This window comes from Streptomyces sp. NPDC001852, assembly GCF_042891825.1.
Classification (GTDB): domain Bacteria; phylum Actinomycetota; class Actinomycetes; order Streptomycetales; family Streptomycetaceae; genus Streptomyces.
The window spans coordinates 2,658-23,898 of sequence record NZ_JBIATN010000036.1 but is presented as its reverse complement, the minus strand read 5'-3'; the positions used below and the strand labels follow the sequence as shown (position 1 = coordinate 23,898).

Here is a 21,241-nt window from a genome sequence, read left to right as displayed (position 1 = left end):
CATTAAAAATGCCCTGAGGGCGTTACTCCATTCGGGTGGTCGGGTGGCATCTCGATCATTTGCCGATGGGTCGGCGGAGGCGAATTCCGTTTACCGCGCCCTGTTTAGATCACACTGAGGTACCTAGAATCCCCACATCTTGAGCTCAGCCCAAGCGTCAAGGAGGACGAATGGCGGGGCTTTCTACCCCTCAATCGGGTCATCCCACATCCCTCGCAGCCGCAGTCCTGACCGGTGACAACCGGATCATCGTGGCCGTCATCGCGGCAGTTGCCCTGGCCGCACTGGTGGTCGCGGGGATCCTGGTGCGCCAGGTGCTGGCCGCGGGCGAGGGCACCGACAGCATGAAGCGGATCGCCGAGGCGGTCCAGGAAGGCGCGAAGGCGTATCTCGCCCGGCAGTTGCGCACGCTCGGCGCATTCGCCGTCGTCGTCTTCTTCCTGCTCATGCTGCTGCCCGCGGACGACTGGAATCAGCGTGCCGGACGATCGGTGTTCTTCCTGATCGGAGCGGCGTTCTCGGCGGCCACCGGCTATATCGGCATGTGGCTCGCCGTGCGCAGCAATGTGCGGGTCGCAGCGGCGGCCCGGGAAGCCACCCCCGGACCGGGCGAACCGCAAAAGGATCTCACCACCGTCTCGCACATCGCGATGAAGATCGCATTTCGCACGGGCGGCGTCGTCGGCATGTTCACGGTGGGGCTCGGCCTGCTGGGCGCCTCCTGCGTGGTGCTGGTGTACGCGGCCGACGCTCCGAAGGTGCTCGAGGGCTTCGGCCTCGGCGCCGCCCTGATCGCCATGTTCATGCGTGTGGGCGGCGGCATCTTCACCAAGGCCGCCGACGTCGGCGCCGACCTGGTCGGCAAGGTCGAACAGGGCATTCCGGAGGACGATCCGCGCAATGCCGCGACCATCGCCGACAACGTGGGCGACAACGTCGGCGACTGCGCGGGCATGGCGGCCGACCTGTTCGAGTCGTACGCCGTGACCCTGGTGGCCGCCCTGATCCTCGGCAAGGTCGCCTTCGGCAACTCGGGACTCGCCTTCCCGCTGCTCGTGCCCGCGATCGGAGTCATCACCGCGATGATCGGCATCTTCGCGGTCGCCCCGCGGCGCGCCGACCGCAGCGGGATGACGGCGATCAACCGCGGCTTCTTCATCTCCGCGGTGATCTCCCTCGTGCTGGTCGCGGTCGCGGTCTTCGTCTACCTGCCCTCGAAGTACTCCGCCCTGCAAGGGGTGACGGACGCGGCGATCAGGGGCAAGGACGGCGACCCGCGGATCCTCGCCCTGGTCGCGGTGGCGATCGGCATCCTGCTGGCCGCCGTCATCCAGCAGCTGACCGGCTACTTCACCGAGACCAACCGCCGCCCGGTCAGGGACATCGGCAAGACCTCCCTCACCGGACCGGCCACCGTCGTCCTGTCCGGCATCTCGCTCGGCCTGGAGTCCGCCGTCTACACCGCGCTGCTCATCGGGCTCGGCGTGTACGGCGCGTTCCTGCTCGGCGGTACGTCGATCATGCTCGCGCTGTTCGCGGTCGCGCTGGCCGGCACGGGCCTGCTCACCACGGTCGGTGTGATCGTCGCCATGGACACCTTCGGCCCGGTCTCCGACAACGCACAGGGCATCGCCGAGATGTCCGGCGACGTCGAGGGCGCGGGCGCGCAGGTGCTCACCAACCTGGACGCGGTCGGCAACACCACCAAGGCCATCACCAAGGGCATCGCCATCGCCACCGCTGTCCTCGCCGCGTCGGCGCTGTTCGGGTCGTACCGCGACGCGATCACCACCAACGTGCAGGACGTGGGGGCGAAACTCACCGGGCCGGGCGCGCCGTTGAGCCTGTCCCTGGACATCTCCCAGCCCAGCAACCTCGTCGGTCTCATCGCGGGCGCGGCGGTCGTCTTCCTCTTCTCCGGACTGGCCATCAACGCCGTGTCGCGTTCGGCGGGTTCGGTCGTGTTCGAGGTGCGGCGGCAGTTCCGTGAGAAGCCCGGGATCATGGACTTCACCGAGAAGCCCGAGTACGGCAAGGTCGTCGACATCTGCACCAAGGACGCCCTGCGGGAGCTGGCCACGCCGGGTCTGCTCGCCGTCATGGCGCCGATCTTCGTCGGGTTCACGCTCGGCGTCGGCTCGCTCGGCTCCTACCTCGCCGGTGCGATCGGTGCGGGCACGCTGATGGCGGTGTTCCTCGCCAACTCCGGCGGCGCCTGGGACAACGCCAAGAAGCTGGTGGAGGACGGCCACCACGGCGGCAAGGGCAGCGAGGCCCATGCGGCCACGGTGATCGGCGACACCGTCGGCGACCCCTTCAAGGACACCGCCGGACCGGCGATCAACCCGCTGCTGAAGGTCATGAACCTGGTCTCGCTGCTCATCGCGCCCGCGGTGATCAAGTTCTCCTACGGCAGCGACAAGAACCTGGGCGTGCGGATCGGCGTCGCGCTCCTCGCGCTCCTGGTGATCGTCGTCGCCGTGTACGTCTCCAAGCGGCGCGGAATCGCCGTCGGCGACGAGGAGAGCACCGAGCGGGTCGCCAACTCGGCGAACACGGCGGTGGTTTCGTAGCGGCACTTTCGGCCTGTTCGAGAGGCCCTGCTCAACGGGTGGGCGGGCGGCGCGTGTTGGCGCGCCGCCCGCCCGCTTCCCTCTGTGGGCGCTGTGTGGGTGCGTCTGTGGGCGCGACTGTGGGCTCGCCCACGTGGTGAGCCTTCTCTCCCATGGTGTAAAAGCTCACAAAGGGTGCTTCAGGGGTCGTTCGGGGAGTGGAGGGTGTGGGTCCGCCGTGTAGGGTCCGTGGGCCGAGAGCCATGGAAGGGACCGATCCGGTGAACAAGAAGCTCGCGGCCGCACTGTCCGGCGGTGCGGTACTGGTGGCGGCGCTGTCGGGATGCAGCAGTAGCAGCGGCGGCGACAAGGGGCCCGACCCCAAGCTGGTCGCCTGGGCCAAGTCGGTGTGCGACGCGGTGCCCGCGCAGGACGCGAAGATCAAGGCGGCGAACGCGGCGATCAGCACGACGGCCGCCGACACGGCCAAGCCCGAGACCCTCCAGAAGACGGACTCGCAGGCCTTCCAGGACATGGCCGACGGCTACAAGGCGATCGCCACCGCCGTCAGCAACGCCGGCGCGCCTCCCGGTGTCCAGGACGGCGCCAAGCGGCTCCAGGACGTCGTGAAGAGCTTCGACGGTCTCTCCGCCTCCTACGCAGGCCTGAAGAAGCAGGTCGACGCGCTGAACACCAAGGACCAGGCCAAGTTCGCCTCGGGTCTGCACGACATCGCGGTGCAGATGACGGACCTGGAGAAGCAGCACAAGAGCGGTACCGACGCGCTGGAGAAGCTCCAGCAGGGTGACGTCAAGAACGCCATCGCCCAGCAGGCCAGCTGCAAGAAGGTCGCGGCCACGGCTTCGTCGTCGCCGTCGGCGGGCTGACGGGACGCTTCCCGGCTGTCGGCCGACGGCTCATGCACGGCCCTCGGGGCGCGGCCCACGGCCGGCAGCCCACGGCCGCGTGATCGTGGCCGGCGGCTCGGGACCGTGGCTCGTGGTCTGTGGGCCTGCCGCAGGGCGGCCCGGGCGGGTCGCCCTGCGGCAGGGGCCGGCGGGACGTGTCCGGGCCGGGGCGTGAGGCGCGCCGAGCGGCGTCGGTGACGTGTGGCGCGCGGCGTCGGTGAGGCGTGCTGAGGCCGCGTACGGCGCGTGCCGCGGGCCACAATGGGGGCGTGACTGACTCCGGACTCGCTTCCCTGCCCGCTTCCGACCGGACCGACATCGCCGCGCGCCTGCGTGACGCGCTGCTGGCCGCATCCTTCACCGCCGACGGGCTGCTGGAGCTGCTCGGTGCCCCCGCGTACGCGGCGCTGGCCCGCAGCGAGACCGTGCCCGCCCTGAGGGCGACCCGTGGCGACACGCCGCTGGAGACGCTCGTGCGGCTGTTCCTGCTCCAGCAGCCGGTGCCGCACGCGCGCGTGGCGGCCGTTCTGCCGGCCGAGGAGGCGCTGGAGGCCGGGTGGCTCACGCGCGTGGGCGGCGACGAGGTGGCCGCCACCGTGGACGTACGGCCCTACGGCGGCCCCGGCGGCGAGGACTGGTTCATCGTCTCCGACCTGGGCTGCGCGGTCGGCGGTGCGGGCGGTATCGGACAGCGCGACGAGGGCGTCGTACTCGGCGTCGGCGGCGCCTCCACGACCCTCGCCGGCATCACCGTCCGTACGCCGGTCGCGTCCGCCCTGGACCTCGGCACCGGCTCCGGCATCCAGGCGCTGCACGCCGTCCAGCACGCCACGCGCGTGACGGCGACCGACCTCAACCCGCGCGCCCTGCACATCACCGCGCTCACCCTCGCGCTCTCCGGCGCGCCCGCCGCCGACCTGCGCGAGGGCTCCCTGTTCGAGCCGGTCCGGGCCGACGAGACCTTCGACCTGATCGTCTCCAACCCGCCCTTCGTCATCTCGCCCGGCGCCCGCCTCACGTACCGGGACGGCGGCATGGGCGGGGACGATCTGTGCCGCTCGCTCGTTCAGCAGGCGGGGGAACGGCTGAACGAGGGCGGGTTCGCGCAGTTCCTCGCCAACTGGCAGCACGTAGCGGGGGAGGACTGGCAGGACAGACTCAGGTCGTGGGTGCCGCGCGGGTGCGATGCCTGGATCGTGCAGCGCGAGGTACAGGACATCACGCAGTACGCCGAGTTGTGGCTGAGGGACGCCGGTGACCACCGCGGGGATCCGGCGGAGTACCAGGCTCGCTACGACGCCTGGCTCGACGAGTTCGAGGCGCGCAAGGTCAAGGCGGTCGGCTTCGGCTGGATCACCCTGCGCCGGACGGGTTCCGCCGAGCCCGTCGTCACGGTGGAGGAGTGGCCGCACCCGGTCGAGCAGCCCCTGGGGGACACGATCCGGGCGCACTTCGAGCGTCTCGACTATCTCCGCGAGCACGACGACGCGGCGCTGCTCCACAGTCACTTCAAGCTCGCCGCCGAGGTGGTCCAGGAACAGGTCGGGCTGCCCGGCGCCGAGGACCCGGAGCATGTGGTGCTGCGTCAGCACCGCGGGATGCGCCGGGCCACGAAGGTGGACACGGTCGGCGCCGGGTTCGCGGGCGTCTGCGACGGCACGCTGAGCGCGGGCCGCATCCTCGACGCCATCGCCCAGCTGATGGACGAGGACCCGGTGGTGCTCCGGGACCGGACGCCCGCGCAGATCCGTGTGCTGGTGGAACAGGGCTTCCTCGAGCCGTCGCGCTGAGCGGGACGGGGCGGCAGGGAGGCAGGGCTACGGCGGCTTGGGTCGGGTGAGGTAGGCCCGGTACGGGTGCGGTCGTAGCCGTGCCCCGATGCCTGGGGGGCCGCGTCCGGATCATCGTCGCATGCCGGGGTGCGGGCCGCGCGCGGGCAGGTGCGGAGCGGCGGCGGGCGGAGAGACGCGCCGATGCCGGGAAAACGGCCGGAAAAATATGCCTGCCGCGACCATCCCGGCGTTATTCGATTTTGTGTTCGATGTCACGTCCGCCTCTCGTTCACCTCGATGTCGCCCTCCCGTCCCCGATCCGCCTCCCGTGCGTGCCAGTCTCCCGGCGCGGGCAGAGCCGGACGGCACGGAAGAGGTGGGCGGGGGATGGAGAGCGGGCCGGCGATCTTCGCGGGAGTGGTGTTCGCCCTGTTCGGGGGCGCTCTCCTGGCCTGGACCAGTACCCGCCTCAGGCGTCGCGAGCCGGTGGCCCACGGTGTGAACCAGGTCGCATCGGCGGCCCTCGCGAGCGTGGCCGGGACGGTCGCGCTGGCCCTCGGCGTTTACTGCCTGACCCGCCTCTGACATCGGCGGGCGCCCGGCGGGGATCATGCCGTCGGCGCAAGGGGAGCGTCACGCTCCGGACATGCCTCACGTGGGTACCCGGTAGTCCGGGCGGCAGGAATGGCGGTAGTCGGGTTACCGTTCGAGTGGCCGTTGTGGGCTTTTCCCGTTTGACACGGGGGCGGGATGTACCGTCACACTCCGCAGCGTCACACGTGCCAGCACGCCGCGACCCCGGGAGGAAGCCCTGGGGAGGCCCCAGCGTCGACCGGAGAGAAGAGCGAAGTTGTCCCCGACCAGCGAGACCGCACAGGGCGGCCGCCGACTCGTCATCGTCGAGTCGCCTGCCAAGGCGAAGACGATCAAGGGCTACCTCGGCCCCGGCTACGTCGTCGAAGCGAGCGTCGGGCACATCCGCGACCTCCCCAACGGCGCCGCGGAGGTGCCCGAGAAGTACACCGGCGAGGTCCGCCGCCTCGGTGTGGACGTCGACCATGACTTCCAGCCGATCTATGTCATCAACGCTGACAAGAAGGCGCAGGTCAAGAAGCTCAAGGACCTGCTGAAGGACTCCGACGAGCTCTTCCTCGCCACCGATGAGGACCGGGAGGGCGAGGCGATCGCCTGGCACCTCCAGGAGGTCCTCAAGCCGAAGATCCCGGTCAAGCGGATGGTGTTCCACGAGATCACCAAGGACGCGATCCGCGAGGCCGTCGCCAACCCGCGCCAGCTCAACCAGAAGCTGGTCGACGCCCAGGAGACCCGCCGCATCCTCGACCGCCTCTACGGCTACGAGGTCTCGCCGGTCCTGTGGAAGAAGGTCATGCCGCGCCTGTCGGCCGGCCGTGTCCAGTCCGTCGCCACGCGGCTCGTGGTGGAGCGGGAACGCGAGCGCATCGCGTTTCGTTCTGCCGAGTACTGGGACCTGACGGGTACCTTCGCGACCGGCCGCGCGGGGGATCCGTCGGACCCGTCGTCGCTGATCGCCCGCCTGCAGACCGTCGACGGCCGGCGGATCGCGCAGGGCCGCGACTTCGACTCCCTGGGACAGCTCAAGAGCGAGAACATCCTCCACCTCGACGAGGGGACCGCCCGCGGCCTCGCCGCCGCCCTGGAGAACACCCGCTTCTCCGTGCGCTCCGTCGAGTCCAAGCCGTACCGTCGCTCGCCGTACGCCCCGTTCCGTACGACGACGCTGCAGCAGGAGGCCAGCCGTAAGCTCGGCTTCGGCGCGAAGGCGACCATGCAGATCGCCCAGAAGCTGTACGAGAACGGCTACATCACGTACATGCGTACGGACTCCACGACGCTGAGCGACACGGCGATCACGGCAGCCCGCGCCCAGGTCACGCAGCTGTACGGCGCCGACTACCTGCCGCCGCAGCCGCGCACCTACGCCGCCAAGGTCAAGAACGCCCAGGAGGCCCACGAGGCGATCCGCCCCTCGGGTGATCGTTTCCGCACCCCCGCCGAGACCGGCCTGACCGGCGACCAGTTCAAGCTCTACGAGCTGATCTGGAAGCGGACCGTCGCCTCCCAGATGAAGGACGCGACCGGGAACAGCGTGACCGTGAAGATCGGCGGTGCCGCCGCCGACGGCCGGGACGTGGAGTTCAGCGCCTCCGGCAAGACGATCACCTTCCACGGCTTCCTGAAGGCCTACGTCGAGGGTGCCGACGACCCGAACGCCGAGCTGGACGACCGCGAGCGCCGGCTGCCGCAGGTCGCCGAGGGCGACGCGCTGTCCGCCGAGGAGATCACGGTCGACGGCCACGCCACCAAGCCCCCGGCCCGTTACACCGAGGCCTCCCTGGTCAAGGAGCTGGAAGAGCGCGAGATCGGCCGGCCGTCGACGTACGCGTCGATCATCGGCACGATCCTCGACCGTGGCTATGTCTTCAAGAAGGGCACGGCCCTCGTCCCGTCCTTCCTCTCCTTCGCCGTCGTCAACCTGCTGGAGAAGCACTTCGGCCGGCTCGTCGACTACGACTTCACCGCCAAGATGGAGGACGACCTCGACCGCATCGCGGCCGGCGAGGCCAAGGCCGTGCCGTGGCTGAAGCGGTTCTACTTCGGTGAGGGCACGGGCCACGGCGGCGCGGCCGAGGCGGGCAACGGCGACGGGGACCACCTCGGCGGCCTCAAGGAGCTCGTCACCGACCTGGGCGCGATCGACGCGCGCGAGGTGTCGTCGTTCCCTGTGGGCAACGACATCGTGCTCCGCGTCGGCCGCTACGGTCCGTACATCGAGCGCGGCGAGAAGGACACCGAGCAGCACCAGCGCGCCGACATCCCGGACGACCTGGCGCCGGACGAGCTGAGTGTCGAGCTGGCCGAGGAGCTGCTGGCCAAGCCCAGCGGTGACTTCGAGCTGGGCACCGACCCGGCGACCGGCCACCAGATCGTCGCCAAGGCCGGCCGCTACGGCCCGTACGTCACCGAGGTCCTCCCCGAGGGCACCCCGAAGACCGGCAAGAACGCGGTCAAGCCGCGCACGGCCTCGCTGTTCAAGTCGATGTCGCTCGACACGGTGACGCTCGACGACGCCCTGAAGCTGATGTCGCTGCCGCGGATCGTCGGCACGGACGCCGACGGCCAGGAGATCACCGCGCAGAACGGCCGCTACGGCCCGTACCTGAAGAAGGGCACGGACTCGCGCTCGCTGCAGTCCGAGGACCAGCTCTTCACGATCACGCTGGAAGAGGCGCAGGCGATCTACGCCCAGCCGAAGCAGCGTGGCCGGGCCGCCGCCAAGCCGCCGCTGAAGGAGCTGGGCGAGGACCCGGTCTCCGGCAAGCCGGTCGTGGTCAAGGACGGCCGCTTCGGGCCGTACGTCACCGACGGCGAGACCAACGCGACCCTGCGCTCCGGCGACAGCGTCGAGGCGATCACCCCGGAGCGTGGTTTCGAGCTGCTCGCCGAGAAGCGCGCCAAGGGCCCCGCCAAGAAGACCGCGAAGAAGGCCCCGGCGAAGAAGACCGCTGCCAAGAAGACGGCGGCGAAGAAGACGACCGCGGCCGCGAAGAAGACCACGGCGAAGAAGACGACCACCAAGAAGGCAACGGCTTCCAAGGCGACGTCTTCCACCCCGGAGGCCTGACCTCACCGCCGCGGGGGCCTACGGCTTCTGGTGTGGAGGTCCGTAGCTTCTGACATGGGAGCGGTGGCTTCCGGTATGGGGGGCGTCGGCGGCCCTCCGGCTTCGCAGAGCGAACGGCCCGGCATCACTTTGATGTCGGGCCGTGCCCATGCCAGGAGAGGCGGGGTGTGGTGTCGGTGGCTGCGGATAGGCTGAACGCATGACGCGAGCCGAGCAGCCAACGGCCCCCACCACAGCCCCGGACGACGCCCTGGTCGCGGACTCCCGCGAGCGCGCCGTCCGTTCCCTGCTGCGCCGACCCGAGTTGCGGCGCCTGTGGAGCGCACAGCTGGTGAGCGGTGTCGGCGACACCCTCGCACTCCTCGTCCTGGTCGTCCTCGCCCTCCAGGCGGCGATCGCCCAGGGCGCGTTCGGCGGTGGATACCGAGGGGTCGCGTTCGCAGTGGCGACGGTCTTCGCGACGCGCGTCCTCGCCGCTCTGCTGTTCGGCGCGGTCCTCCTCGGCCCGCTGACCACGCTGACCGCCCAGGAAGGTCCCCTCGACCGCCGCTGGACCATGGTCGGCGCCGACGGCGTGCGCGCCGCGCTGCTGATCGTCGCGCCCCTGTGGATCGACTGGACCCCGGACAACGCGCTGGCCGTCCTGCTGGTCACCGCCTTCGTCACCGGCGTCGCCGAGCGCCTGTGGACGGTGTGCCGGGAGAGCGCGGCCCCGGCCCTGCTGCCCGGCCCGCCCCCGGAGGGCGCCACCGTACGGCCGCTGCCGGACCACATGGACGCCCTGCGCCGTCTCTCGCTGCGCACGAGTTTCCTCGCCGTCCCGCTGGCGGCCGCCGCGCTGGTCGTCGCCGGTCTGCTGAACAACCTGCTGGGCACCGGCGTGGCCTGGTTCGACCAGCACCATGCGGCCCTCGCGTCGTATGTGGCGGCCGGCCTGTTCGCCGCCTCCCTGTCCGTGCTGACCTTCCTGGAACTGCCCGACACCCGCACCCCGCGCCCGCGGTCCCCGCTGGAGGGCCTGCGCCGCCCGCGCACCGGCAGCGGCGTCGACAAGGGCCGTACGGGCGCGATCCCGCTGCTCGTCCCGGCCTGTGCCGCGGTGGCCGGGTCGATCGCGGCGGCCGTCTCGGTGTGTGTGCTGCACGCCACCGACCTGGGCGGCGGCCCGGTCCTGTACGGCCTGCTGGTGCTGGGCCTGACCGGCGGTGTCGCCGTCGGCATCCGTACGGCGCCCTCGCTGCTGCCCTCGCTCTCGCGGCGTCGGCTGCTCGCCCTGGCGATCGCCTTCACCGGCATCGCCCTGCTGGCCGCCGGGCTCGTCCCGGACGTCACCACGGTGCTGCTGATCGTCACCCTCGCCGGCGTCACCGCGGGAGTGGCCGCGAACACCGGACATGCCCTGCTCGACCAGGAGACCGAGGACTACCGCCGGGCGCGCGTCACCGAGCACCTGCACGCGGTCGTCCGGGTCTTCATAGCGCTCGGCGCCCTGACCGCGCCCGTGGTCGCCGGACTCATCGGCCGGCACCGGCTGGAGAACGGCAAGTTCGTCTTCGCGCACGGCGGCGCCTCCTTCACACTGATGCTGGTCGGCGCGCTGCTGCTGCCGGTGGCGGCGCTGGTGCTCGCGAAGGTCGACGACCGTTCCGGCATCCCGCTGCGCCAGGACCTCAAGGACGCACTGCTCGGCGGCGACGACCCGGTCGAGGCACCGGCGACGAACGGCTTCTTCATCGCCCTGGAGGGTGGCGACGGCGCCGGCAAGTCCACCCAGGCCGAGGCGCTCGCGGAGTGGATCCGCGCCAAGGGCCACGAGGTCGTGCTCACCCGCGAGCCGGGGGCCACGCCCGTCGGCAAGCGGCTGCGCTCGATCCTGCTGGACGTGTCCTCGGCGGGTCTGTCGCACCGCGCGGAGGCGCTGCTGTACGCCGCCGACCGCGCCGAGCACGTCGACACCGTCGTACGGCCCGCCCTGGAGCGCGGCGCGGTCGTGATCTCCGACCGCTACATCGACTCGTCGGTCGCCTACCAGGGCGCCGGCCGCGACCTGTCTCCGACCGAGATCGCCCGCATCAACCGCTGGGCGACCAACGGGCTCGTCCCGCACCTCACCGTCCTGCTGGACGTCTCCCCGGAGACCGCCCGCGAGCGGTTCACCGAGGCGCCGGACCGGCTGGAGTCGGAGCCCGCGGAGTTCCACGCGCGCGTGCGGGCCGGTTTCCTCACGCTGTCCGCCGCCGATCCCGGCCGCTACCTGGTGGTGGACGCAGGCCAGGAGCCCGAGGCCGTCACCACGGTGATCCGGCACCGGCTCGACACCGTGCTGCCGCTGTCCGAGGCCGAGATCAAGGCCCAGGAGGAGGCCCGGAAGAAGGCCGAGGAGGAGGCCCGCCGCAAGGCCGAGGAAGAGGCCGCGCGCAAGGCCGAGGAGGAGCGCCTGGAGCGCGAGCGCCAGGAGGAGCTGGCCCGGTTGCGCGCCGAGGAGGAGGAGCGCAAGCGCCGCGAGCTGGAGGAGGCGCAGCGTCGCGAGGCCGAACGGCAGGCGGAGGAGGCCCGGCAGCGGGCGGCGGAAGCGGCCCGGCGTGCGGAGGAGGAGCGGCAGCGGCTGCTCGCCGAGGAGAAGGCCCGCGCCGAGGAGGAGGCCCGCCGCAGGGCCGAGGAGGAGCGGCGCCGCAGGCAGGCCGAGGAGGAGGCCCGGCAGCGTGCCGAGGAGGAAGCGCGCCGCCTGGAGAAGCAGCACAAGGCCGAGGAGGCGCTGCTGCGCGCCGAGGAGGCCCGTCGGCAGGCGGCCGAGGCAGCGGCGGCGGCTGACACGGCGGCCCGCCGGTCCAGCACGCCCCTGCCGGCCGCGCCGGGTCCGGCCCCGGACGCGGCGACGGTTCCCACCCCGGTGGTGTCGCCCGACGGGCGCGGCACCGAGGAGACGACGGTGCTGCGGCCGGTGCGCGACGAACGGCACGACCGTGGCCCGGCCGGCGAGGAGCCGGAGACGACCGGGACCACCGCGCCCGGCTCCGACGCCGAGGTGACGGCCGAGCTGCCGCAGCCGCCGGTTTCCGGCGCGGCGGACGAGACGGCGGTGCTGCCGCCGGTTTCCGGCGCGGCGGACGAGACGGCGGTGCTGCCGCCGGTTCCGGGTGCGGCCGACGAGACGGCCGTACTGCCGCCCGTACCGGGTGACGACCCGGCGAACCGGGTGCCGCCCGGTTTCTTCCGGGACGAGCGGTCCGCCGCGGGCCCCGACGGCTCCGAGGACCGTACGCGCGAGATGCCGCAGATCGACGCCGACGGCACCCCTCGCCGCCGGCCGCGTCCCGACTGGGCCGAGGAAACCCCGCTGGACGACCTGCCGTCGCTGGCGGACGAGCTGCTGGGGTCGCACGACGAGCGGGAGTACGGCGACCACGACGAGGAGCAGGGCCGCAGGGGCCGCGGCCGGCGCGGCTGACGACAGCCTGCGGACACAGAACACAGGGCACAGGGCGGCGCCGATCGGACCATCGATCGGCGCCGCCCTCGCTCTCACGCCTCTCACCGCAAGGTTTCACCACCACCGCAACGTCCGCCGGACCGCGTTGTCAGTGCCCGCCCGCACAATGGAGGGCAGGAACGCGGAGTGTGACGAAAGGCGGCGTGACCCATGACCGTGTGGGACGACCTCGTCGGGCAGGAGAAGGTGAGCGCGGTGCTCGACGCGGCCGCGCGGGACGCCGACGCCCTCGTCACGGCAGCCGCGGCCGACGAGCCGCTGCCCGAGGCGTCGAAGATGACGCACGCATGGCTGTTCACGGGCCCGCCCGGAGCGGGCCGGAGCCAGGCGGCCAGGGCCTTCGCCGCGGCCCTGCAGTGCGTCAGCCCCGACCGCGCCCTCGGCGGAGCCCCCGGCTGCGGTTTCTGCGACGGCTGCCACACCGCGCTGCTCGGCACCCACGCGGACGTCACCACGGTGGCCGCCGTGGGCGCGGAGATCCTGGTGAAGGACATGCGGGACACGGTCCGCAAGTCGTTCACCGCCCCGGCGAACGGCCGCTGGCAGATCATCCTGGTGGAGGACGCCGAGCGGCTGAACGAGAAGTCGGCCAACGCCGTCCTCAAGGCCGTGGAGGAGCCCGCCCCCCGCACGGTCTGGCTGCTGTGCGCCCCCTCCATCGAGGACGTCCTGCCGACGATCCGCTCCCGCTGCCGCCACCTGAACCTGCGCACGCCGTCCGTGGACGCGGTCGCCGACATGCTCGTACGGCGCGACGGCATCGAACCCGGGGTCGCGGCGGCCGCTGCCCGCGCCACCCAGGGGCACGTCGACCGCGCCCGGCGCCTGGCCACCGACCCGGCGGCCCGCGAGCGCCGCGCGGCCGTCCTCAAGCTGCCCCTGCGCCTCGACGAGGTCGGCGCCTGCCTCAAAGCCGCCCAGGAGCTGGTCGACGCGGCCGCCGAGGACGCCAAGCAGCTCGCCGAGGAGATGGACGGCAAGGAGGCCGAGGAGCTGAAGGCGGCGCTGGGCGCGGCCCAGGGCGGCCGGCTGCCGCGGGGCACGGCGGGCGTGATGAAGGACCTCGAGGACATGCAGAAGCGCCGCAGAACCCGCACGCAGCGCGACAGCCTCGACATCGCCCTCGGCGACCTCACGGCCTTCTACCGCGATGTCCTCGCCCTGCAGCTCGGCTCCCGTGTGGCGATCGCCAACGGCGACGCCGAGGACGCCCTGCAGCGGCTGGCGCGCGGCAGCACCCCGGAGTCCACACTCCGCCGCATCGAGGCGATCGCGGCGTGCCGCGAGGCCCTCGACCGCAATGTGGCCCCGCTGCTGGCTGTGGAGGCGATGACGATGGCGTTGCGGGCGGGCTGAACCGTTGCGCGCGGGCTGAACAGCGAAGCCAGGAGGTCGACCGACGATGTCACGGGTGAGGAACCGCCGCCGTTGTCCCTCGTACGAGGCCACAATCCACACGCATCGCATCCGGGGCATCGCACAGCGTTACGCTCGCCAGATGCACACCAGGCCCTCCCTCCGCCGAACCCGGGGCGCCCGCTCCCGGACGACGGCTCGCCTCACGGCCGCCCTGTTCACGGCGGCCGCCCTGCTCGTGTCCGCCTGTTCCTCCGGGAGCTCGACCACGTCCGCGGGTGGTGCGGACACGGTGCTGGCCGCGCTGCCGCACGCGACGCCGTCGGTGTTGTCGTCGTACTACTCCCAGAAGCTGCACTGGCACAGCTGCGCTGTCCCCGGTTTCCAGTGCGCGACGATGAAGGCCCCGCTGAACTACGCCGAGCCCGGCGCGGGCGACGTCCGGCTGGCCGTCGCCCGCAAGCTCGCCACCGGCAAGGGAAGGCCGCTCGGTTCGCTGCTGGTCAACCCGGGTGGCCCTGGCGGCTCGGCGGTGGGCTACCTCCAGAGTTACGCGGGCATCGGCTACCCGGCCGACGTCCGAGCCCGCTACGACATGGTCGCGGTGGACCCGCGGGGTGTGGGCCGCAGCGAGCCCGTGGAGTGCCTCGACGGCCGCCAGATGGACGCGTACGCAGAGACGGACCTGACGCCCGACGACCAGCGGGAGGAGAACGCGCTGGTCACGGCGGACAAAGGGTTCGCGGAGAGCTGCGCAGCGCACTCGGCGCGGCTGCTGCGGCACGTCTCCACCGTCGAGGCGGCGCGCGACATGGACATCCTGCGGGCAGCCCTGGGTGATCCGAAACTGAACTACGTGGGGGCGTCGTACGGCACGTTCCTCGGGGCGACGTACGCGGGCCTGTTCCCCGACCGGGTCGGCCGGATGGTCCTGGACGGCGCGATGGACCCCGCCCTGGACTCGCGGCAGATGAACCTGGACCAGACGGCCGGCTTCGAGACGGCGTTCCAGGCGTTCGCGAAGGACTGCGTGCGACACTCCGACTGCTCGCTCGGCAGCAGGGGCTCGACGCCGGCGCAGGTCGGCGACCACCTCAGGGCGTTCTTCCGGAAGCTGGACGCCCGCCCCATCCCGGCGGGCGACGCGGACGGCCGCAAGCTGGGCGAGGCGCTGGCCACGACCGGGGTGATCGCGGCGATGTACGACCAGGGCACCTGGGAGCAGCTGCGCGAGGCGCTGACCTCGGCGATGAAGGAGAACGACGGCGCGGGTCTGCTCGCACTCTCCGACAGCTACTACGAACGGGACTCCGGCGGTCACTACAGCAACCTGATGATGGCCAACGCGGCCGTGAACTGCCTGGACCTGCCATCGGCCTTCACCGGCCCCGAACAGGTCGAGAAGGCGCTGCCCGACTTCGAGAAGGCGTCCCCGGTCTTCGGCGAGGGCCTGGCCTGGGCCTCGCTGAACTGCGCGTACTGGCCGGTGAAGGCCACGGGTGAGCCGCACCGCATCGAGGCGAAGGGCGCGGCGCCGATCGTGGTGGTCGGCACCACCCGCGACCCCGCGACCCCCTATCACTGGGCCCGGTCCCTGGCCCACCAGCTCGCCTCGGGCCGCCTCCTGACGTACGTCGGCGACGGCCACACCGCCTACGGCCGCGGCAGCACCTGCATCGACACGGCGATCAACACCTACCTGCTCAGTGGCACCCCGCCCACCACGGGGAAACGCTGCTCATAGCCCCTGCCGCGCCCTGCCGCCCGCCCCGGAGCCCTCGCTCCCGGGGCGTGGTCGGAGCACCCCCAGAAACTGTGTAGACTTACCGACGTTGCCGATCGCACCATAGTGCGGACGGCGCGCCGCCTTAGCTCAGATGGCCAGAGCAACGCACTCGTAATGCGTAGGTCTCGGGTTCGAATCCCGAAGGCGGCTCTTTCTAAGCCCAGCCCAGACAGTGTCTGAGCTGGGCTTTCTCGTTCAGCGGACGCGGCGGCGCCGCCGGGCGCGGGCCGCGCGGCTGTCGCCGGTCTCAGTTCTGGTCTCAGTCGGGGGTTCCGGCGCCGGTTCGAGGCGGGGCATGAAGTGGTCCCCCATGCGGCGCATCGCGTCCTTCGAGAGGTGTGATCTTCCCTGCACGTACCGCCGGGTCTGACTGATCTGGGTATGCCGCAGGATCTCCATGATCGTGGGCATGTCCACCCCCAGTTCGTTCAGGATCGTGCCGGCGGTGTGGCGACTGCCGTCGTACAGGCGGCGGTCGTCGATCCCGGCTTCCGCCAGTAGCTCCTTGAACTCCTCCCAGTCCTGACGAGGATCGAGGGGGCGCCCGTCCGGCCTGCAGAAGACCAGCTTGTGATCCTCCCAGGCCTCCCCGGCTTCGGCGCGCCTCTCCTCCTGCTGCGCCTTGTGCTCGCGCAGGTAGGGGATGAAGGGGGGCGGGATCGGCACGGCGTTCCGGCTCTTCTTGGTCTTGGGACGAGTGAAGACCTAGCCACCGCCTTTCCGATCAGGGCAGGCACGGGCGTGCCCGGTGCAGCCCTGCGGGCACGGCTTCGGACATCCGCGCTTGTAGCCCTTGTGAGTGGTGCAGGCGTCCGAGCACGGCTCGAATCGATGGAACTTCGCGCCGCACCCGTGGGGGTCCTTGCAGCCGTGCCGCCACGTGAGTCGCTGAAGCTGCCACTGAGGGCGGAACAACTCGTTCTCGAAGTCGACGTATGGCCACCGCAGGCCCAGGGTTTCGCCCTGCCGGAAGCCCATGCCAACACCGACACACCACCGCATGAAGGTGGGGCGTTTGGCGGCGGCCTCCAGGAAGGCCTTGGCCTCTTCGCTTGTGAACGGGTTTGCTTCGGTCTCGTCAACCGTCGGGGGATCCACAAGGGTGGCCACGTTTTCGACGACCATGCGACGGCGGTGTGCGATTTTCAGAGCGCGCGACAGGATGCGGTGCACCTTGAGTACGTGGGACGGCGCGTGCCCCTCGTCAAGCATGGCGCGGTACATCCGTTCCAGATGCTCCGGCTGGAGCTTGTCGATTCTGTGCTTACCGATGCCAGGAATGATGTCGTTCCTGGTCTTTGACCAGTAGTCGTCCAGGGAGCGAGGCTTGAGCTTCAAGGATGCGATGTCGGTGAGGTAGGTGGTCATCCACTGTTCCACGGTCGGCTTGCGGCCAGCCTTGGGCGCACGTCCCTTGTCACGCAGCTCCTCCAACTCCCGGACCTTGCGCTTCACTTCGGATTCCGTCTTGGCGCTGCGGTGCCGCCGGTCCGGGCTGCCGTCGTCCTTGACGCCCATGGTCACGCGGCCGTGCCACCGGCCGTCACTGCCCTCGTAGATGGACGACTCCAGGTTCGGATTGCGGGGGGTCATGTACTCCTCCATGCGAGAGGCGGCCCGGGACGCTTGGCCCGGGCCGCCTCATCAGGCGCGCGTTGATCAGTTGCAGACGGGTTCGAGACTGTTCACGTAGGCCTCAAGGTCGCTACGGCGTATGCGGCGCGAGCGGCCGCGCTTGACGTACTTCAGAGCCCCTTCGGCCATCAGCTCGTAGATGGTCGAACGGCCGTAGCTCAGTACCTCAGCGGCTTCCTTGGGGGTGTAGAGAAGCCGACCGGTGGGGGCGTCGACCGTCTTGCTGAGTCCGTCAATAGCCGTGCTCATCCGAGATGCCTCCTCGCTCGGGGTGCTGTCGGGTCTCGGGACCTTCTGGGAATTCCGCAACATCCGCCATGCCGCAACATTGCAGGTCAGCGACTTGAGGCCGTTGCGGATACGGGTTTGCTGCAGATTTCGTGTCGCCGCACGCGGACGTGGCGGTCCTGCTGGTCGGGCCGAGGGAGCCGCGTCTGTCCTAGGTGCGGATTTCTGCGTCACCGCGTCACGCACGTCATTTGCGGCTATGACCTGCTCGTATGCGGTGACGCGGGCGGTTCGCGGCGTGTCACAGAGCGGGGGCGGCGCTCTGTCACCCGTGACGCAGGTGACGCGGGATGACGCAGTTGTGGCTGTCAGCGTCATCGCTGTAGCCGCTGGTCAGGGGCCGGTTTCGTGTGGCTGGTGACGTGGGTGACGCAGGGTCTCTTCTCTTGGGAAAAAAGAGAGGGGTGGTGTCTGTGGTGGTGCGTGCGGCTCAGGGCGTGAAGAAGGAGCCGCTTCGCTGCGCGTCTTGCGCAGCGGCGGCAAGCCGCCGGAACAGCAAGAGGAGCACCGTCCGGGCGCCGGGTGCTCCTCTTGCTTGTTCGGTGCGCGCGCCGGGTGGCGCGGGTCAGAACGCCGCTTCCTGCTCGTGCGGGGACGGGAGCGGGGGGCGGGTCATCTCGATGTAGCGGGCGGAGCTGGTGCGGCCCCAGTCGATGAGGACGCCGCGTGCGGCGAGGGTCGGCTGCAGCCGCTTGAGCCGGTCGGAGAGCACCTTGCCCGTGGTGGGCCAGCCCTTGGGCAGGGGACGGCACTCCTCGCCGCTGTAGAGGGTGGTGAGGCAGTGCAGCCACTCCGATGACGTCATCCGGACTTCCGCGCCCGGGTCGAGCCCGGCGGCGTGCTGCAGAACCGTCTGCGCCAGCAGGTCGCCTTCGATGACGTCGTCGTTGAGGTCATCGAGGCTGGCCCGGTAGGCCCTGAGTGCGCCGAAGCCGGTAGCCGCGTCGAGCTGCGCGCACAGGTGGGCGAAGTCGGCCATCCGCAGGTCGGTGGGGGTCTCCGCCTCGGCGGCCCGCACCTTCACCGTCAGGTCCAGCAGGGAGCCGAGAACGACCGGGAGGATCTCCGCGTACTCTGCCCACAGCTCCGCCTCGGTCCGCCGTACCCGGGGCCGTACGAGACGGAGCGGGAGGAGGCGTTCGGCGAGGTCGGGGCGGATGACGCCGACGTCGATGCCGGTCAGGAGCATGGGCCGCCGGTAGCGGGAGCGGACGACATCCCCGTCGGTGAACAGCGCCCGCTTGATGCTCTCGGCACCGGTCACGATGCAGCACATGAGGTCGGACAGGTCAGGGGGCAGGTGGGAGAGGTTGTCCAGGGCGGTGACCCATCCGGCGGCGACGGCCGTGATCATGTTCTCCTCGTCCTTCGGGGCCCGGCGCAGGTCGCCGCTCATCCCTTCGATGATCCGCACCAGCATCCGGCCGCCGGTGGACTTGCCCGCACCTTGCGGCCCGGTGAGGAACGGTGCGGGGACAGGCACGGACGGCTCCAGACAGCCGATGAGCCAGGCGAGGGCCAGACACTCGCTCTCGGCGCTGGCGAAGTTGCACAGGCGCAGCAGGAGGTCGATGCCCTTGCCGTTGGTGTCCTTGGCCGGCAGCGGCAGTTCGCCGGTGAGCTGGGTGCGCCGCCAGCAGACTTCCTGCGGGTCGGGGGTGAGGATGTCCCAGCCGGTGGGGTGGATACGGACGCACTGGCCGTCGTCGCGGCCCAGGTCGAGCCAGGTTGCACCGTCAAAGCCCGGGGCGACGCGGATGTGGGTGGGCTGTACGTCCTCGGTCAGGGCGAGTGCTTCGATCAAGTCCAACGCCTCCTTGAGTGCCGTGCCGTTGAACACGCCGACCCCGTCCTTGAAGAGGCCGACCATGAGTTCCTGCCGGTGGCTGCCCGTCGTGCCCTGGGAGCGGATGGGCCGGGCCACGGGGTGGCCGTTCTTCTGCGCGTAGACGGTGCCGTCGATGGTGCGGAAATACCGGAAGTGCGCTTGTGCGTAGTCGGTGATGATCTGGCGGGCCGGGGTCTTCTCGTCCTCGGACATGGCTACATCCCGAGTGCGGTGCGGGCGTTGGTCCACGCGTCGGTGCAGTGCCGGACCGATTCGCCCTTGGCCTGCGCGGCGGTGAACAACCGGGCGACGTGGGCGTCGGTGAGGCAGCCGCACCGGCCGTGCGTGGACAGCACGGCAAGGAACGTGCGGTAGACGGTCGCGTGGACCGCCTCGCGGGCTTCGGTGATGCGCTGCTCGGCCATGGCGATGCCGCGCTCCAGGTAGGCGGGCGTGCGGTGGCGGCACTCACCGCCCCCGGCCGGCGCGGGCACCATGGTTGCCGGAGATGAGGCCCGGACCGGACACGGCTTGCTCAGGACCAGCGCGCGCACGGCATCCGGCAGGTAGCCCATGGGGCCGGTGCCGAACCCGAGCCAGCGGGCGTAGGCCATCGTGGACTTGACGTCCACGCCGGGGCGGACGGCGTTCGCGGACTGCATCGCACCGAGGTAGAGCCAGTGCTCGCCCCGGGTGGTGGGCACGATCTGCGTGGTGGGCAGGTTCTCGCGGGCCCACGCGATCGCGTCGGCGTTGTCCAGGTCGACGACCGTCAGACCGGCCCCGCCCGGGTGGTAGGCGACCGCCTCGGCCTGCATCCACGCGCGGCGCCAGGGCCCGGAGCTGATGACGTCCGGGTCTGTGGTTGCGGCGGCCCACGCGTGGCAGGGCCCGGGGCAGTTGCACGGTCCGGGATTCTTCATGTTCGACCGGCCGCCGCACGCGTTGTCCCGGCAGCGGCGGCAGTTGCCGAACGGGACCTTGCCCGCCCGCAGCGGCAACACGGGGATCCGCGAGGCGGCCAGGTCCAGAGCAGTGCGCAGGTGCTCGCTCATGCCGCTGCCTCCATGTCCACGCCGGTGATGTGGCAGCCGTGGAAGGCGCGCCGGTAGCCCTCGGTGGCGCCGCCGATGCAGGAGTAGGCGTCCAGTACCCGGAAGGGGCTGGCCAGGGCTAGCACTCGCCGAATGTCGGTGGGTTGGGTCATCCTGAGTGTCTCCAGTTCCTTGGTTGGTGACTGGCTGGACAAGGGCGGCCCCGGACTTTGGCGAGACGGGGGCCGCCTTTGGCGTAGCTAGGAGCGTGGGTCAGTGACGGGCGAGTGGCCGGGCGGTCGAGGTTGACGGGACCGGTCGCGGTGGCCTGCTCGGTGTCGGCCGCCCCCAGGCCGGGGTCTCCTGGTCCCCTAGATGGCCCAGAGAGGGGCTGGGCGGGCCGGTCCACCCGGGTCGCTGCGGCGAGGCCGGTCCTCGCGGTGTGTTGGAAGAGCTGGCGCCAACTGAGCTTGTTCGGGCTCAGCTACGCCCAAGGCAGAGTGCTCAGCCCCGAGCGCCACTACTTGGTCAACAGGGACGTTGACCTCGCCGTCTCGCGTCGAGTTGCCGACCGACACATCCAGTGTGATGGTCAATTTGTAGAGATGTAGAGATATCGAATCTGCTAGCCAATCAGGAGGAAACGATGACCGCAGTCGTATCCAAAGTCGGCGGCCACGTGGCAAATAACCAGGACGGGCGCCTGGAGGTTTTTACGAGGGCATCTAACGGGACGCTGTGGCACCTCTGGCAGACCGTACCTAACAACGGCTGGTCCAACTGGGCAGGCCTCGGCGGGTACCTGATGGACGGCGACCCTCCGGTGGTCATGGCTGGCGAACCTTCGGTGTTCCAGAACGAGGACGGGCGCCTGGAGGTTTTCGCGAGGGGTACCGACGGGGCGATGTGGCACGTCTACCAGACCATG

At 70.7% G+C, this 21,241-nt stretch carries 12 protein-coding genes, 1 tRNA gene and 2 pseudogenes; 10 read left to right on the top strand and 5 right to left on the bottom strand.

The window, feature by feature from the left end; translation table 11 throughout:
* Positions 1–170 precede the first annotated feature (170 nt).
* The 9 genes from ACFYZB_RS40185 (at position 171) to ACFYZB_RS40145 (ending at position 15,678) form a co-directional block, all read left to right on the top strand.
* Positions 171–2,573 carry a sodium-translocating pyrophosphatase gene (locus ACFYZB_RS40185; protein ID WP_388766874.1) on the top strand — a complete coding sequence of 801 codons (2,403 nt, stop codon included), beginning with the start codon at positions 171–173 and terminating at the stop codon, positions 2,571–2,573.
* Between the two features lie 242 nt (positions 2,574–2,815).
* Entirely contained in the window at positions 2,816–3,439 is a 624-nt protein-coding gene (locus ACFYZB_RS40180; protein WP_388766872.1) for a small secreted protein, read from the top strand.
* A 290-nt stretch (positions 3,440–3,729) separates the two neighbouring features.
* A complete protein-coding gene (locus ACFYZB_RS40175) occupies positions 3,730–5,250 on the top strand; it encodes a methyltransferase (RefSeq protein ID WP_388766870.1) in 1,521 nt (506 codons plus the stop codon).
* Between the two features lie 369 nt (positions 5,251–5,619).
* Positions 5,620–5,817: a hypothetical protein gene (locus ACFYZB_RS40170; protein ID WP_388766867.1), complete on the top strand. Its 198-nt coding sequence runs from the start codon at positions 5,620–5,622 to the stop codon at positions 5,815–5,817.
* A gap of 265 nt (positions 5,818–6,082) precedes the next feature.
* The gene (topA, locus tag ACFYZB_RS40165) at positions 6,083–8,896 is read left to right on the top strand and encodes a type I DNA topoisomerase (protein ID WP_388766865.1); all 2,814 of its coding nucleotides are present in this window, start codon (positions 6,083–6,085) and stop codon (positions 8,894–8,896) included.
* 199 nt (positions 8,897–9,095) lie between these two features.
* Positions 9,096–12,344 (top strand): dTMP kinase, encoded by a 3,249-nt coding sequence (gene tmk, locus ACFYZB_RS40160; RefSeq protein WP_388766863.1) that lies wholly within the window; start codon positions 9,096–9,098, stop codon positions 12,342–12,344.
* A gap of 192 nt (positions 12,345–12,536) precedes the next feature.
* Positions 12,537–13,742 (top strand): DNA polymerase III subunit delta', encoded by a 1,206-nt coding sequence (locus tag ACFYZB_RS40155; protein ID WP_388766861.1) that lies wholly within the window; start codon positions 12,537–12,539, stop codon positions 13,740–13,742.
* A 142-nt stretch (positions 13,743–13,884) separates the two neighbouring features.
* Positions 13,885–15,486: an alpha/beta hydrolase gene (locus ACFYZB_RS40150; protein WP_388766858.1), complete on the top strand. Its 1,602-nt coding sequence runs from the start codon at positions 13,885–13,887 to the stop codon at positions 15,484–15,486.
* A 118-nt stretch (positions 15,487–15,604) separates the two neighbouring features.
* A tRNA-Thr gene (locus ACFYZB_RS40145) sits at positions 15,605–15,678 on the top strand.
* A 45-nt stretch (positions 15,679–15,723) separates the two neighbouring features.
* Here the strand turns inward: ACFYZB_RS40145 and ACFYZB_RS40140 are convergent.
* From ACFYZB_RS40140 to ACFYZB_RS40120, 5 genes and pseudogenes are all read right to left on the bottom strand, one after another.
* A pseudogene (locus ACFYZB_RS40140) lies at positions 15,724–17,121 on the bottom strand (tyrosine-type recombinase/integrase).
* 66 nt (positions 17,122–17,187) lie between these two features.
* Positions 17,188–17,412: a helix-turn-helix domain-containing protein gene (locus ACFYZB_RS40135; protein ID WP_388766856.1), complete on the bottom strand. Its 225-nt coding sequence runs from the start codon at positions 17,410–17,412 to the stop codon at positions 17,188–17,190.
* A gap of 604 nt (positions 17,413–18,016) precedes the next feature.
* Positions 18,017–19,492: an ATP-binding protein gene (locus ACFYZB_RS40130; RefSeq protein WP_388766854.1), complete on the bottom strand. Its 1,476-nt coding sequence runs from the start codon at positions 19,490–19,492 to the stop codon at positions 18,017–18,019.
* Positions 19,493–19,494: 2 nt separating this feature from the next.
* A complete protein-coding gene (locus tag ACFYZB_RS40125; protein ID WP_388766852.1) occupies positions 19,495–20,334 on the bottom strand; it encodes a bifunctional DNA primase/polymerase in 840 nt (279 codons plus the stop codon).
* Positions 20,331–20,486, bottom strand: a complete 156-nt coding sequence (locus ACFYZB_RS40120) for a hypothetical protein (protein WP_388766850.1) — start codon at positions 20,484–20,486, stop codon at positions 20,331–20,333. The genes ACFYZB_RS40125 and ACFYZB_RS40120 overlap by 4 nt, the downstream gene beginning before the upstream one ends.
* Positions 20,487–20,959: 473 nt before the next feature.
* On the opposite strand from ACFYZB_RS40120, the pseudogene ACFYZB_RS40115 reads away from it, so the two are divergent.
* Positions 20,960–21,241: pseudogene (locus tag ACFYZB_RS40115) on the top strand (hypothetical protein); the annotation flags it as partial.

Excerpts from the sequence above, each read along its gene's own strand:
- ACFYZB_RS40130 (WP_388766854.1), bottom strand. The coding sequence starts at position 19,492 with ATGTCCGAGGACGAGAAGACCCCGGCCCGCCAGATCATCACCGACTAC.
- ACFYZB_RS40180 (WP_388766872.1), top strand. The coding sequence starts at position 2,816 with ATGGAAGGGACCGATCCGGTGAACAAGAAGCTCGCGGCCGCACTGTCC.
- ACFYZB_RS40120 (WP_388766850.1), bottom strand. The coding sequence starts at position 20,486 with ATGACCCAACCCACCGACATTCGGCGAGTGCTAGCCCTGGCCAGCCCC.
- ACFYZB_RS40150 (WP_388766858.1), top strand. The coding sequence starts at position 13,885 with ATGCACACCAGGCCCTCCCTCCGCCGAACCCGGGGCGCCCGCTCCCGG.
- tmk (WP_388766863.1), top strand. The coding sequence starts at position 9,096 with ATGACGCGAGCCGAGCAGCCAACGGCCCCCACCACAGCCCCGGACGAC.
- ACFYZB_RS40135 (WP_388766856.1), bottom strand. The coding sequence starts at position 17,412 with ATGAGCACGGCTATTGACGGACTCAGCAAGACGGTCGACGCCCCCACC.
- ACFYZB_RS40155 (WP_388766861.1), top strand. The coding sequence starts at position 12,537 with ATGACCGTGTGGGACGACCTCGTCGGGCAGGAGAAGGTGAGCGCGGTG.
- ACFYZB_RS40185 (WP_388766874.1), top strand. The coding sequence starts at position 171 with ATGGCGGGGCTTTCTACCCCTCAATCGGGTCATCCCACATCCCTCGCA.
- ACFYZB_RS40125 (WP_388766852.1), bottom strand. The coding sequence starts at position 20,334 with ATGAGCGAGCACCTGCGCACTGCTCTGGACCTGGCCGCCTCGCGGATC.
- ACFYZB_RS40170 (WP_388766867.1), top strand. The coding sequence starts at position 5,620 with ATGGAGAGCGGGCCGGCGATCTTCGCGGGAGTGGTGTTCGCCCTGTTC.